10 protein-coding genes are annotated in these 12,986 nt (G+C 56.6%); 4 read left to right on the top strand and 6 right to left on the bottom strand.

Annotated elements, in window-relative coordinates; all coding sequences use genetic code 11:
- The first annotated feature begins 209 nt into the window (after window positions 1-209).
- Window positions 210-1,649: an AAA family ATPase gene (locus Q5H93_RS20970; RefSeq protein WP_305008664.1), complete on the top strand. Its 1,440-nt coding sequence runs from the start codon at window positions 210-212 to the stop codon at window positions 1,647-1,649.
- On the top strand, window positions 1,642-2,364 hold the full coding sequence (locus tag Q5H93_RS20965; protein ID WP_305008663.1) for a hypothetical protein: 723 nt from the start codon (window positions 1,642-1,644) through the stop codon (window positions 2,362-2,364). Before Q5H93_RS20970 ends, Q5H93_RS20965 begins: the two co-directional genes overlap by 8 nt.
- 151 nt (window positions 2,365-2,515) lie before the next feature.
- On the opposite strand, the gene Q5H93_RS20960 is transcribed toward Q5H93_RS20965, so the two are convergent.
- Entirely contained in the window at window positions 2,516-2,689 is a 174-nt protein-coding gene (locus tag Q5H93_RS20960; RefSeq protein WP_305008662.1) for a hypothetical protein, read from the bottom strand.
- A 53-nt stretch (window positions 2,690-2,742) separates the two neighbouring features.
- The gene (locus tag Q5H93_RS20955) at window positions 2,743-3,723 is read right to left on the bottom strand and encodes a hypothetical protein (RefSeq protein ID WP_305008661.1); all 981 of its coding nucleotides are present in this window, start codon (window positions 3,721-3,723) and stop codon (window positions 2,743-2,745) included.
- 404 nt (window positions 3,724-4,127) lie between these two features.
- Between Q5H93_RS20955 and Q5H93_RS20950 the strand changes: the two genes are divergently transcribed.
- A complete protein-coding gene (locus Q5H93_RS20950; protein ID WP_305008660.1) occupies window positions 4,128-4,805 on the top strand; it encodes a hypothetical protein in 678 nt (225 codons plus the stop codon).
- 9 nt (window positions 4,806-4,814) lie between these two features.
- Here Q5H93_RS20950 and Q5H93_RS20945 read toward each other — a convergent pair whose 3' ends face one another.
- From Q5H93_RS20945 to nuoK, 4 genes are all read right to left on the bottom strand, one after another.
- Window positions 4,815-5,978 (bottom strand): prolyl oligopeptidase family serine peptidase, encoded by a 1,164-nt coding sequence (locus Q5H93_RS20945; protein WP_305008659.1) that lies wholly within the window; start codon window positions 5,976-5,978, stop codon window positions 4,815-4,817.
- Between the two features lie 122 nt (window positions 5,979-6,100).
- Window positions 6,101-7,444: a PQQ-dependent sugar dehydrogenase gene (locus Q5H93_RS20940; protein WP_305008658.1), complete on the bottom strand. Its 1,344-nt coding sequence runs from the start codon at window positions 7,442-7,444 to the stop codon at window positions 6,101-6,103.
- Between the two features lie 76 nt (window positions 7,445-7,520).
- On the bottom strand, window positions 7,521-9,467 hold the full coding sequence (gene nuoL / locus Q5H93_RS20935) for an NADH-quinone oxidoreductase subunit L (protein ID WP_305008657.1): 1,947 nt from the start codon (window positions 9,465-9,467) through the stop codon (window positions 7,521-7,523).
- Between the two features lie 73 nt (window positions 9,468-9,540).
- A complete protein-coding gene (gene nuoK, locus Q5H93_RS20930) occupies window positions 9,541-9,873 on the bottom strand; it encodes an NADH-quinone oxidoreductase subunit NuoK (RefSeq protein WP_305008656.1) in 333 nt (110 codons plus the stop codon).
- A gap of 370 nt (window positions 9,874-10,243) precedes the next feature.
- On the opposite strand from nuoK, the gene Q5H93_RS20925 reads away from it, so the two are divergent.
- The coding region (locus tag Q5H93_RS20925) for a beta strand repeat-containing protein (RefSeq protein ID WP_305008655.1) at window positions 10,244-12,986 on the top strand (2,743 nt) is incomplete at its 3' end.

Raw genomic sequence — 12,986 nt, 5'->3', positions numbered from 1 at the left:
GTGCTTCGCGGTGGGCGAAGGGTTCTACGCAGGGCGTAGCAAATGGGGTGCGAGAGGGGAGTTTCGGACTTTTTGGCTTTATTATGTGCCTTACAGAGTTTGAGCAAAAGACAAAATGACGCGAAGGCTGTTCTGTTGAAGAGTCTAGATGAGAACTTTTTTCAAGTGTAAGTTCATACTACCTTTGCAGAGAATATCCAAGCCTAATCATGAATGTTATACTGAACCGAATCGGCCCTATCGCCAAAGCTAACATCAGTTTAGATAAACGTTTTTATGTATTTGTTGGATACAACAATAGTGGAAAAACATACGCATCTTATGCATTGTGGTCTTTGTATGCCACTCAAAGAAGGAGATATATTCATAACACAAAATCTACTCCTATAAGCTTTCCCGATTTCGCAGGAAATAATATTGAGGTACCTATTACCACAGAGAAGATTTCTCAGGTGGCTTCGGATTACAGTAAAAACCTAAGCCTAGGTTTAAGCAATATCTTTAATGTATCTCCTGACAATCCAGCTTTTAAGAAAGCTAGAATCACCTTGACAGGTGATTACGAAAAAGAGTGGTTAAAATCAAGACACAAAGTCTTATTTGGAAAAAGCTTTCAAGACAAAACTAGCAATCAATATATCCTCGAAAAAAAATCAGGTGAAGCGAATTTTATTTTGAGTGAAACCCCATTCATTGACGCCCCTAACAGCAAAATATTTGGTTCGCTAAAATTCACATTAACGAGTGCGATGCTTGGCAATCTTAAAGAGTCAGTAACTGATATAGTAGATTTCACTATACAGGAAACTTTATTCCGATTTCACCACACCCCATTTTTTCTGCCTGCAAACAGAATTTTCTTCCCATCTTATTTCAAGTATATATACAGCACCGAGGCGAAGGAATTTCAATCCGTTAGAAGACAGTTCCGTTACACAAATGAACTAGACTTAGATGCTATTAGTGAGTACCCTCATACCGAGCCTGTAAACCAATTGATTGAAGCTATTTCCTCTTTACCTAGATTACAGGCTCGAACTCAATATAGTGACTTATTGCTCGAGTTGGAAGAGATAATATCAGGTCAACTTACATTCTCACAAAAAGAAGGAATCGCACCCATTGATTTTAAATTAAGACTAGACGGAGGCGATGACATAGATATGTATTTAGCAAGTTCCTCAAGCAATCAGCTAAGCCTACTTTACCTTTATTTCAAATATTGGGCAACCCCAGATTACAATTTTTTAATTATTGATGAGCCAGAAGAAAATCTACATCCAAAAAATCAAATAAAAGTCGCTAATATATTAATAAACTTCGCCAATAGAGGGACCAATAAAGTGCTCATCACTACACATAGTCCACTTGTCGCCGAGACAATCAATAACAACATGTTTCTCTCTTATCTTAAAGAGAAACAGTCTTTGCAAGCTACCGATTATCCTAACAAGGATTATATAACAGAAAACGCTCTAAAGAGCAAAGCATATGGGGTTTATTTCTTTTCTGACGGCCAAGTTAGCGAATACAAGCCTGACGATTATGGGGTGTATTTCAGAGATTTCGTTCAGGAAGAATCCAAGATTCGAGAAACTTCCGATTTTCTGCGTCACAAGATTTCATCTTTAAAAAATAAGCATGATTAGCCCGTTCTTAGAAAACAGAAACTTTGTTAAGGATGCTTTGCAGACGTTCAGGGTTTTTGAAGCAATTGAAGACTCTGAATATCAAATCAGAGAGAAGAGGGCTAATCAGCCCGGCAATCTTAAATTGATAAATATTGAAGGCATTCCATTTTCTAAAAAATCATCTATAACAAATATCTGGTCGTTTGACTTTGAGATAGAGGATAAATTATTTTATACACCAAAATGTAGTAAGGTAGAAAAAGGGCTTATTGTATTTTCAAAAAAAGAAGCGTATGTTATACTGATAGAGATGAAAAGCAAACTATATGGAAGTGGTGATGACGGACTACTAAAGATTGAGGATAAGTTAAGGGATTCCTTAAGCAAGCTTTCCCTTTTTGCTACACCTTTTATATTCAACGAGAGGCACTCTTACATAAAAAGGGTGAATTTCTTTTTTCTAATAGCGTTTAATACTGAGCATGTAACTCAGCAAGCGAATGCCGATATTAACATTAAAAAGTACCAACTATATCCTGCTTTTTTAGCTTCTAAAGAGGGCAAAAGCAAAAGTTTAATTCTGAGAGACTATTTTGGCCAAACATTTAATATTGAAATTATGTTTATTGAAAACAAGGGGAGAGAAAAGGAAGAGTTGGAAATTAATTTAGATGACATAATAAACAGCCCTGAATTCTCCGAAGCCAAGACTCATGAATTTACGTGTCCTTAGCCTTATTAACAGCAGTCTTGAATGCTGGTAAAGCCACATATTGACACTGTGCTAACGGGCCGCTGGCAACAGCCGAAAAAAGTATCTCCAAGCCATTCAGCTTGGAGATACCCAGGGTTTACAGGAACTGGAGCAGTTAATCACCCAGCAGCTACGCCTGCTGGACTGAGCGGCCTTCGCGCCGCTGCTGGTCGTACAGCTCACTAAGCCGCTCCTCCGAAACTGTCTGGTTTTCCAGTGCCATCGAGGCATACACGGAGCGCACAATATTGGCTTTCACCACCGCAGGGTCGCGGAATTGGCGGTATCGGTCGCGGAGTTTCATAGAAGTAGCAGCAAGAGTAGGCTCAACGAAGATACACTGCTGCCGGTTTGCCCTCACTCCCCCACCTTCCTTACCAACACCCCAGCCTCGCCGCCGCCCCCCACAAACTGCCCCATCAGATACGTCGCCGTCTCCGGCCCCATGTCCGCCCGCGTCAGCACCGTCACCTGCCCGGCCGGGCAGGTCTGCGGCGTCGTCGGCGACCCGTCGGCCTGGGCCAGCCACAGGCGCAGGTCGTGCCCGCTGCGGTTTTCCACCGTGAAGGTATACGCCGCCCCGTAGACCTTGCGCAGCAGCCGGGCCGGCTGCCCATCCGCCAGCCGCACCTCAAAGCGCTGAATGATGCGCGGTTTCGACGTATCGCGCTGCTGCTTCGGCAGCACCTTGCGGCGCTTGTTGGCATCGGCAAACGCCTTTGCCAGCGACTTCCACCGCTTGTCCTTCTGCGTCGCCAGGCTAGCCGTCAGTTGCTTCATAATTGTCAGCTGCCCGCGCAGGCCGGTAAATAGCGCCGGCAATTCCAGCGTCGCCAGCCGGGTGCTGCCGTGGGCGGCCGTCTTGTCCACGTCGGCCTTCTCAAAATCCTTCGCCGCCGCCTCGGGCGCGTCAATCAGCTCCTTGGTCAGCCAGTACTTCGTGCGCACGTCTTCGGGCAGCGCCCGCACGGTCTTCACCAGGGCGCGCACGGCCAGCACGTCCTCATCGGCTTCGCCGTAGCGCACGTCGGCGTACGACAAACTCAGCTTCTGCTTGAGCTCCAGGTTGCCCTTCACCAGCGCGTAGGGCACGGCGCGCTGCGAGAGGGCATCCGCCGAGCGGGCCATCAGCTCGCGGGCGCTGTCTTTGCCCGTGGCGTTGGGGGCCGTGTCGGTCCCCTGCAGCCCGGCCTTTTCACGAATAGCCGTGACGTAGTCGCCCCGCTGCTCGTGCGCCTCTTTCAGGGGTTCAAAACTGTCAATCAAATCCTGAAACGGGACCAAATCAATGCCGACCTGCTCGGCGCTGTTGAGGGTGGCGGTGTCGGGAGCATCCATGGTTATGGGGTAGGACTTTTGGTGGGTAAGTAAATGAAGACCGGAAAGATAAAGAGTTTTCCAAAAAACAACGCTATGCTTCCCGCAGTCGGTATAAAACCTTCTTTTTTTCACCAAGTAAGCGCCCGTGGGCATCAGGTAAAGGCCCGTGGCGCGTAGGTAAGCGGCCTTGGGCACCAGGTAAGCCTCCGTGGCTTCCAAGTAAGGCTCCGTGATGCCTGGGTAAGGCTCCGTGGGCCCTAGGTAAGGGCTCGTGATGCCTAGGTAAGCGCCCGTGGGCCCTAGGTAAGGGCCCGTGATACCTAGGTAAGCCCGCTGCACACTTAGGTAAGCCTATTCCACCCGCCGCCGCCCCGCCCCCGTACACCCACCCGGCCCCCTTGGCCTCCCCTCACCCCCGCCCCATGCCCACCTTCACCGTCGAACGCCTCACCTTCCAGCACCTCGCCGCCCTGCCCGCCGCCTGGCAGCCCGCCGACTACCTCGCCCTGCTCACCGCCCTCGACTTCGACCAGCCCGAAGCCATCCCCCCCGCCGAGCTCCAGGAAATGACCCATATGGCCCTCACCGACTTAGAGCCCGCCGCCGCCGCCCAGGTCGTCCTCACCCACCTCTTCGCCGGGCAGCTCACCCCCGGCCAAATCGACCAGCTCGCCCACCAGATGCAAACCGAAAAGCTCTGGGAAGAAAACCCCAAAATGGAGCTTCACCAGGGCTTTTTCAACGCCACCCAGCTCCTCTACCTCGCCTTCAACGGCAAATTCCCCCACCCCCAGGCCGTAGAATTCCAGGTCAAAATCACCGCCCAACAGGCAGCCGACCTCGCTCTGCTGGAACAAGACCCCGCCCCCACCCTACTCCGCCTGCTCGCCCCCGGCCTCTCCGACCGCGCCCTGCTCCACCGCCTCTTCGACACCCAATTAGCCGGAGCCGACTTCCCCGAAGCCCCCGCCATCCTCTGGCAGCTCACCCCCAGCGACCAAACCGAAACCAGCGTCGTTTTCGACATCATCAGCTCCGACTACTGGCTCGAAGACTTCAAGTACGCCGACACCTATCAGGCCACCCTGCCCACCGCCTAGGGCCCCGGCTTATTTCACCAGCCTCACCCAGCGGCTGCCCGCCGCGTCATCGGCCACGCGTAGGCCATACACCCCGGCGGGCCAGCTGCGCACATCCAGTTGCACGGCGCCCCCGGGGCCAGCGGTAGCCGCCAGCGGCACCGCCCGGCCCAGCGCATCGTAGGCCCGCACCTGCGGCGGGCGCAGCCCCGGGCCCGCCCGCAGCACCACCGTAGCCGCCTCCCCCACGGGGTTAGGAAAAATGCTGACCGACGCGGGCCCCCCGGCCGGCACCGCCACCAGCCCCAGCCGGCTCAGCCGGTACCGCCGCAGAAACCGCCACACCTCCCGGCTGGCGCTGATGTCGCGGTTCACCACGTCGGTGCTGCTGGGTGGTCCACCCGGCCACACGTGGCCGCGGTTAAGCACGCGGAAATGCTCCACCACCGCCCCCACGCGCGGGCCGCGCCGCACGCTGTGCTCGGCCGTGGTGTTGTCGGTGGGGTCGATATCGGGCACCGCCGTCACCACCGGCACCGGGTTGCAGCCATTCGCCTGCACCCAGTAATTCAGCACCGTGGGGATAGAGACAAACCAGCTCCCGCCGGTATAGGTCACGTTGGTATCACCGGTACCGTGGATTTCCAGCACCGGCATCGGGTGCGCCGACCGGCAGGTGCCAGGCTGGCCAGTTTCCATGCTGCCGCACACCGAGGCCACGGCCGCCACGCGTGCCCCCAGGTGGCAAGCCAGCTCGTAGCTCATGAAGCCGCCGTTGCTGTAGCCGGCGCTGTAGAGGCGGTCGGGGTCCATCGTATAGCGCTGGGCCAGCGTATCAAAAAGCGCCGCGAGAAACGCCACGTCATCCGGCCCGCCGCTCTGGTTCCAGGCATTCCAGTAGAGGTAGCTGGTGCCCGGGTCAATGGTGCCATTCGGATGCACAATCAGAAAGCCCGCCGTATCGGCAATGGCGCGAAAGTCGCCGTAACGCTCCTGGCTGAGATTATTCGAGCCATAGCACTGCAGGTTAAACAGCAGCGGCGTAGCGCGGCCGGGCTGGTAGCTCGGCGGCACGTACAGCCGGTAATCGCGCACGCGCCCCCCGGCCCGGATGCTGCCGGTGAGGGTGGTGCCGCTTTGCGCCTGGGCAGTGAAGACCAGCAGACACAGACAAAGCTGGAAAAGCTGTTTCATGCTGCAAGTAAACGCATCCTTACCCACCGACACTGTCATGCTGACGAAGGAAGCATCCTCTCACGCCACAACAAGTCGTTGAAACGTAGAAGGATGCTTCCTTCGTCAGCATGACAGAGGGCTTACTTCGCCACCGCCACCCGCCAAATTTTACCACCCGCATCGTCGGCCACCAGCAGTGAGCCGTCGGGCAACGTAGCCACGCCCACCGGCCGGCCATATGCCTCCTCGTCATTCCCCACCAAGAAGCCCGTTAGAAAATCTTCCGGCTTCCCGGGCTTGCCGTTAGCGAAGGGCACAAACATGACCTTGTAGCCCGAGAATTTCGAGCGGTTCCACGAGCCGTGCTCGCCGATGAAGGCACCATTGTGGTACTTAGTCGGGAAGGCAGTTTTGTCATAAAAAGCCAGCCCCAGCGCCGCCACGTGGGGCTCCAGCGGCACGTCGGGCACAATGGCCTTGGCCACCAGCTCCGGATGCTCACCTTTGCGGCGCGGGTCGATATTCTGACCGAAATACGAGTAGGGCCAGCCGTAGAAACCGCCTTCCTGCACGCTGGTGAAGTAGTCCGGCACCAGCTCGTCACCCAGCTCATCCCGTTCATTCACCACCGTCCACAGCTGGCCCGTAGTGGGCTGAAAGCCCAGGCCGATGGGGTTGCGCAGGCCGCTGGCATAAATTTTCTCGCCCGAGCCGTCGGGATTAATCTGCAGCACGTTGGCGCGGCGCACCTCATTTTCCGCGCCGTGTTCCTGCACATTGGAGCCCGAGCCCACGGTTACGAAAATCGTGGCATTATTGCGGGCCGCCAGCAGGTTGCGGGTCCAGTGATTATTGTAGCCACCTTCGGGCAAATCGAGGATTTTCTGGCCGGGCTTGGTGAGCTTGGTCTGGCCGGTTTCGTAGGGGTAGCGGCGCACTTCGGCCGTGCCGCCCACGTAGAAATACTGGTTAAGCTGCAACATGCCGAAGGGCTGCTTGGGGCTGTTCGCCTTGTCCAGAAACACTTCGCGTACTTCGGGCTTGCCGTCCTTGTCGGCATCGCGCAGCAGCGTGATGCGGTCGGCGCTGGTAGCCCGCAGCGACTTCGACTTGTCAAGGTTCAAGGCGGCCGCAATTTCCTTAGCCGTGCCCTTGGGCAAGGTATTGGCCTCGGCCACAAATACGTCGCCATTACCCCCTACATAAATCCAGCGCGGGCTGGTGAGGTTGCCAGCGTATTCCGTCACGGTAAAGCCGGCGGGGGCTACCGGCATTTTCCCAGCAGGCCAGCCAATTACCTTCACGCGCTTGGTGGTCGACTTGGTTTCGTAGGGTGCGGGCAGCTTGACCCTTTGGGCGTCGGGCGTTTCGACAGTTTGGGCGGGGGTATCGGCTTGGGCGACGGCTTTTTCCTTTTTGCTGGGGCCAGAACAGGCGGCCAGCAAGCCTAGTGCAGCCAGAAAAGCAGTGGGTTTGGAAAACATAGGATAAATAAAAAAGCTGCCCGGCTCAGTGCCCGGCAGCTTTTTTACTTTTTTGAAGGAGTTTGGTTGTCTCCGCTTATAACTGCCCGAAGTTCAGCGCCAGAATCAGCACAATACCCACCACCATCAGAATCAAATACGTTTCTACGGCACCGGTCTGCACGTAGCGCAACAAGTGGCCGCCGCCCGTGACGATGCGGCCAAAGCCGTTCACGATGGGGTCGATAACGCCCTGCTCGACGAAGCGGTAGAGGCCGCGCGACAGGCCCATAATGGAACGCACGAAGAGTGTATCGTAGAGCTCATCCACGTAGTATTTGTGGTACACCAGGCTTTCGAGGCCCGAGCGCTGGGCGTCCTCCTCGGCCGGGCGCTGGGCGCGGGCCACGTAGATGACGTAAGCCAGGATGATGCCCAGTACGCCGGCCGCTACCGAGAAGCCCATCAGCATCAGCTCGGTGCCGTGGTCGATGTGCTCGGCGAAGGCTGCCGGGTTGATTTTCTTCGAATACGTGAAGAGCGGGGCCAGGAAGTCGCTCAGGTAAGCTTTGCCCAGGAACATCGGCGCATTCATGAAGCCGCCCACGGCCGCCAGCACGGCCAGGATGATGAGCGGCAGCGTCATGGTAGCGGGCGACTCGTGGAGGTGGTGCTTCTGCTCCTCGGTACCACGGAACTCGCCGAAGAACGTGAGAAACAGCAGGCGGAACATGTAGAATGCTGTCAGGAAGGCCGTGAACAGGCCCATAGCCCACAGCGCTTTGTTGTGCTCGTAGGCGTGGGCCAGGATTTCATCTTTCGAGAAGAAGCCGGCGAAAGGCGGGATGCCGGCAATGGCCAGGCAGCCGATGAAGAAAGTGATGAACGTGATGGGCAGCGCCTTGCGCAGGCCTCCCATGCGGCGCATGTCCTGCTCGTTGCTCATGGCGTGGATAACCGAACCGGCTCCGAGGAACATCAGGGCTTTGAAGAAGGCGTGGGTGAGTACGTGGAAAAACGACGAGGTGTAACCCATCACGCCCAGCGCCAGGAACATATAGCCCAGCTGCGACACCGTGGAGTAAGCCAGTACCTTCTTAATATCGTTCTGCGCCAGGCCAATGGTGGCGGCAAACAGCGCCGTGGCGGCGCCCACAATGGCCACCACTTCCAGCGTATGCGGCGCGAGGGTAAACAGCACGTTGGAGCGCAACACCATGTAGATACCCGCCGTTACCATGGTAGCGGCGTGGATGAGGGCCGATACCGGCGTAGGGCCGGCCATGGCGTCGGGCAGCCAGGTGTAGAGCGGCAGCTGGGCCGATTTACCCATCGCGCCCACGAACAGCAGCAGGGTGATGAAGGTGCACACGCCCACGCCGTAGGTGCCAAACTGCCCGAGGCTGGCTTTTTGGAACACTTCGGCGTACTGCACCGAGTTAAAAGTCAGGTAAATCAGGAAGATGCCAAGCAGGAAGCCCAGGTCACCCACGCGGTTGATGATGAATGCTTTCTTGGCGGCGTTGTTGTAGCTGGTGTTCTTGTTCCAGAAGCCGATGAGCAGGTAGGAGCACAGCCCCACGCCTTCCCAGCCGATGAAGAGGATGACGAAGTTGGCGCCCATTACCAGCAGCAGCATACTGAAAACGAACAAGTTCAGAAAACTAAAGAACTTGCCCACGTTTTCGTCGTGGTGCATGTAGCCGATGCTGTAGACGTGGATGAGGAAGCCCACGCCCGTGACGAGCAGCAGCATAATCAGCGAGAGCTGGTCAATCTGGTAGCTGAAGGGAATTTGCAGCGAGCCCACCGAAATCCAGTCGAACAGCTGGACGGTATACTGGTACTCGAAATTCAAAAACAGCGTGAGCGACAATAGGAACGACCCCAGCACGGTGGCGCTGCCCAGCAGGCCGGCCACGGTGCCGGAGAGGCGCTTATTAAGCAAGCCATTCAGCAGGAAGCCCAGGAAGGGCAGTAGCGGAATGAGGACGTAGAAAATCGTCGGGTACGGGGCGTTGGCGCCGGGAAGTACAGTTTCCATTCGGAGGGTGAATGGGTGAATGGGTGATTGGGTGAATGAGGCAAGCTGAAAAGCGATTCACCCAATCATCCATTTACCATTTAAGGCGGCTAAGCAGGTTGACGTCAGTATTCTGGAAGTTGCGGTAAATCATAACGATAATACCCAGGCCGACGGCTACTTCGGCGGCGGCCACAGCCATGATGAAGAACACGAACACCTGCGCATTGGCATCGGCCCGGTAGGCCGAGAAAGCGGTGAGTAGGACGTTGACAGCATTCAGCATCAACTCAATGCACATGAAGATGATGATGGCATTGCGCCGAATGAGCACGCCCGTAACGCCGATGGCAAACAGAGCCGTGGCGAAAAAGACGTAATACTGCAGCGGAACGGTGCGAATGACTTCCGGAATCGAGGTTTCCATGCGAGGGAGAACGGGGTGAGCCGGGCGCTACCCGGTCGGACTTAGCAGGCAAAGTTATTCTGAAAATACAGAAAACCCCGTTGGGGCAAGCAAATTGGTGCTCTAATGGTGGCACTAAATCCATTAAACCAAGCCAGAACGTATGCCACAAAAATCCAACTTGCCCTACGCGTAGAAAAGCCCATCAAATTGCACTTTTTGAATTTTAGATAAAATTCATGAAGATTAAAATGGTCTAAATAATCAGTTGTGGGGTCTGAATAAACCTTGATTTTCGAACATTCTGTTTGTTTGGCCCGATATTTTCTTTGTACTCCGGCTAAAAATCCGCAATTTTGTATTGTATTTTACTCACTTAACTACCTACTCCGTGAGAACATCACTTCTACTATTTTTACTGTTTTTATGCAGTCTTGCCACTAGTGCCCAGAGTGGTAACTTATACACTTTCAACGGCGGAGGCACTTCGGGCAACTGGAACGCAGCTTTTACCTGGACGACCGACCCAACCGGCTCGACCAGCGTGGGGGCTCGGGTGCCAGTCAGTGGCGACAACGTATTTATTACCAACAGCTTTGTAGCTCAGTTAACGGCGAACGAAACCACCATTACCGGGCTGACCATCACGGTGCAGCGCGGCGGTACGCTCGACCTGGGCACCTTTGGCTTCACCAACCCACTGACGCGACTGGCGGGGCAGGGCACGCTGCGCATCGGGCAGGCGTACTTCCCGGCGGTTACGACCAACGATTTTGACGACCCGAACACGGGCACGGTGGAATTTTACAACTGGGCCACTACGCCCAGCGTGCTGCCCCAACCGGGCTCAAACACTTATAACAACCTGCGGCTGCTGAACACCACCAGCACTGCCTACGAAGCCCGCCTTGACGCCAACCTGACCGTGAGCGGCACGCTAAGCCTGGCCCGCTCGGGCAGCGGCGGCGTAACGCTGAACTTCGGCCAGACGGCCGCCGACCGTACCTTCACAGTGAACGGCGACGTGAACGTGGGCGTGGGTAACACGGTGGGCATCACGGCCGGTGTGACCGGCGCGCACCTCTGGAACGTGGGTGGCAGCCTGATTAACAACGGCACCATTAACCTGCACAACAACAACGGGGTGAACGACAATGAGCGCGTGCTGCTGCGCTTCACGGGCACTACCGACGCTAACTTTGTGTGCAATGGCCCTACGGACCTGAGCCGCCTGCAGGTGAGCAAAGGCTCGGGCAGCCGCGCTACTCTGAACACCACGGCCAACGGCAACAACCTCCGTCTGAATTATTTCGGCTCGGCCGACCTGGTTATCCTGAGCGGCGGCACGCTGAAGCTGGGCCCCAACATTGTGCTGCCCCGCCTGAGCAATATCACGGGCAACAACTATGATATCGGCACCACGTCGAGCAGCCCGGGGCTGTGGGTGGCGGGCGCCGACGTGCGCAACAACAACTCTAATGCTCTGGTAGTCTACGGCTCGTTTCGCATCAGTGGGGGTATTTTCCAGAGCAATGGCTCGGAAGGCGCGGTAATTCGCGAAGACGGGCAATACCTGATTGAGGGCGGCACGACGACGGTGACCAAGTTCCGGCCTTCGAACACGTCGATTAACCACCGGGGTAGCTTTACGATGACGGGCGGCGTGTTTGAGGCCATCGGCACGAGCAGCGACCCGGACTACGCTCGCTTCTCGGTGCCGTTCCGCACGCAGTCGTTCCGGATGACGGGCGGTACGATTCGCATTGCCAACCCGGTGACGACCAACGGCGGCGGCCTGCACATCGGCGTGAATCCGGACAACGCCATCGTTTCGGGCGGCGTGATTGAGGTGAACCTGCCTTCGTCGAACGTCAACTTTGTTATTCTGAGCACGGCGCCGCTGTGGGACCTGAACATTCAGAAGCCGGTAGCGGGTGGCACGAGCAAGGCCACGTTTGGCAACCTGACGGTTACGCCGGCCTACAGTAGTGCGGCGACCCTGACGGCCCAGCCGCTGGTAGTGCAGCGCAACCTGACGCTGGTAACCGGCAACTCCCCTACCCTCGACGCCAACACCCAGAACGTGACGGTGCAGGGCGACTTCACCATCAACAGCGGCACTACTTATACGCCGACCACCAACACGACCTTCTTTACGGGGGCCAACAACCAGCTCTTCACCAACAGCGGCACCATCGCGGGCAACCTCAATAACCTGACGATGAACAAGACGGCCGGCACGCTGCAGCTGAATGGCGCGGCCACGACCTTCACCGTGAACGCCACGTTGAGCCTGCTCAACGGCGTGCTGTTTGACGGCGGCAAGGTGCTGAGCGTGGTGGGCAACATCATCAACTCGGCCTCGCACACCAGCGCGGGCGGCTCGGGCAACATTACGCTGAGCGGCAACGGCAGCCAGACCATCGGCGGCACCGGCAGCGGTGTATTCGGCAACCTCGTGCTGAACTCGACGGCGGCAGCCGGCGCGGTGGGCGCTACCCTCGTGGCGGAGCAGAGCGTGGCCAGCACCCTCACGCTGACCAGCAACAACCTGCTCGACATCGGCATCTACCGCTTGTCGCTGACCGACATCAGCCCCACGGCGCTGGTGGCGGGCGCGGGCGGCTTCTCGACCACCCGCATGATTCGGACGGCCGGCAACCAGAGCGACGGCGGCCTGCGCAAAACCTACGGCGGCGTGAACGGCTTCACCTTCGCGGTGGGCACGGCTGGCAAATACACCCCCGCCACCATCACCCTGAACGCCGCGCCCCAGGCTTACGGCCGCGTGAGCGTGAGCCCGGCCGCCGTGCGCGACCCCTTCGTGACCGGCCCCAACGCCCTGAACTACTACTGGAAAGTGCGGAGCGTGGACTTCGGCACCATTGCGGCCGGCGGCGTGAGCCTGAGCTTCACGATGCTGAACACCGACGCCGTCGGCACCCTGACCAGCTACGTGCCCGGCCGCTACATCCCCACCACCTGGACCAGCACCAACAACGTGAACCAGGTAGTGGAAGGCGCCACCACGTCGGTGATTCAATTCCCGAACGTGGGCTACTTCGACGGCGAGTACACGGCCGGCGAATCGACGGTATTCGGGCCGGTGACGGCCTACTATAGCATCCGCAGCG

This window comes from Hymenobacter aranciens (assembly GCF_030580865.1).
Lineage (GTDB): Bacteria > Bacteroidota > Bacteroidia > Cytophagales > Hymenobacteraceae > Hymenobacter > Hymenobacter aranciens.
This window is presented reverse-complemented; position numbering and strand designations above follow the sequence as displayed.

Excerpts from the sequence above, each read along its gene's own strand:
- Q5H93_RS20970 (WP_305008664.1), top strand. The coding sequence starts at position 210 with ATGAATGTTATACTGAACCGAATCGGCCCTATCGCCAAAGCTAACATC.
- Q5H93_RS20965 (WP_305008663.1), top strand. The coding sequence starts at position 1,642 with ATGATTAGCCCGTTCTTAGAAAACAGAAACTTTGTTAAGGATGCTTTG.
- Q5H93_RS20960 (WP_305008662.1), bottom strand. The coding sequence starts at position 2,689 with ATGAAACTCCGCGACCGATACCGCCAATTCCGCGACCCTGCGGTGGTG.
- Q5H93_RS20955 (WP_305008661.1), bottom strand. The coding sequence starts at position 3,723 with ATGGATGCTCCCGACACCGCCACCCTCAACAGCGCCGAGCAGGTCGGC.
- Q5H93_RS20950 (WP_305008660.1), top strand. The coding sequence starts at position 4,128 with ATGCCCACCTTCACCGTCGAACGCCTCACCTTCCAGCACCTCGCCGCC.
- Q5H93_RS20945 (WP_305008659.1), bottom strand. The coding sequence starts at position 5,978 with ATGAAACAGCTTTTCCAGCTTTGTCTGTGTCTGCTGGTCTTCACTGCC.
- Q5H93_RS20940 (WP_305008658.1), bottom strand. The coding sequence starts at position 7,444 with ATGTTTTCCAAACCCACTGCTTTTCTGGCTGCACTAGGCTTGCTGGCC.
- nuoL (WP_305008657.1), bottom strand. The coding sequence starts at position 9,467 with ATGGAAACTGTACTTCCCGGCGCCAACGCCCCGTACCCGACGATTTTC.
- nuoK (WP_305008656.1), bottom strand. The coding sequence starts at position 9,873 with ATGGAAACCTCGATTCCGGAAGTCATTCGCACCGTTCCGCTGCAGTAT.